This is a genomic window from Fulvivirga kasyanovii (genome assembly GCF_009711405.1).
GTDB classification, from domain to species: Bacteria; Bacteroidota; Bacteroidia; order Cytophagales; family Cyclobacteriaceae; genus Fulvivirga; species Fulvivirga kasyanovii.
Map to the genome: position 1 here is coordinate 64,759 of NZ_SMLW01000674.1, position 630 is coordinate 65,388.

General features: G+C 36.7%; 1 protein-coding gene. It reads right to left on the minus strand.

All coding sequences use genetic code 11. The features are described 5' to 3' along the window. Positions 1-83: 83 nt before the first annotated feature. The gene (gene rplT / locus E1163_RS28410; protein ID WP_155176851.1) at positions 84-428 is read right to left on the minus strand and encodes a 50S ribosomal protein L20; all 345 of its coding nucleotides are present in this window, start codon (positions 426-428) and stop codon (positions 84-86) included. Positions 429-630: the final 202 nt, after the last annotated feature.

Below are 630 nucleotides of genomic sequence, written 5' to 3' on the forward strand. Positions count from 1 at the left end.
TAGTAAAAGCAATAACCGTAGTTTGAAAGGGTAACAAAAAAGGCTGCCAAATGGCAGCCTCAATAATACAGATCGGGTTAAACTTATTTTACTTTTTTAACGATAGCTTCGAAAGCTTCAGGGTGGTTCATTGCTAAATCAGCCAATACCTTTCTGTTCAGATCGATATTTGCCTTTTTAACATTACCCATAAATTGTGAATAAGACATGCCATGAAGTCTTGCTCCGGCATTGATCCTTTGGATCCACAATTTTCTGAAATCTCTCTTTTTTGCCTTTCTATCGCGGTATGCGTAAGTCCAACCTTTTTCGACAGCGTTTTTAGCTACTGTCCAAACATTTTTTCTTCTACCAAAGTAACCTTTGGCAGCTTTAAGTATTCTCTTTCTGCGTGCTTTAGACGCAACATGATTTACTGATCTTGGCATTTTGTTAATTGTTTTTGGTCAATGGCGTCTGCTTTGTGGTAATTAACCATCTGGCAACACTTTAAAGCCTATTAACCTGGTTATTCATTTTAAAACCTTAATTATTGTTGGCAGCTAACTATTATAAGTTAAGCATAGCCTTAACGTTAGGCTCATCTGTTTTATGAACCAACGCCATTTTAGTGAGATTACGCTTTTGCTT

Coding starts and splice junctions, on each gene's coding strand:
- rplT (WP_155176851.1), bottom strand. CDS start 428: ATGCCAAGATCAGTAAATCATGTTGCGTCTAAAGCACGCAGAAAGAGA.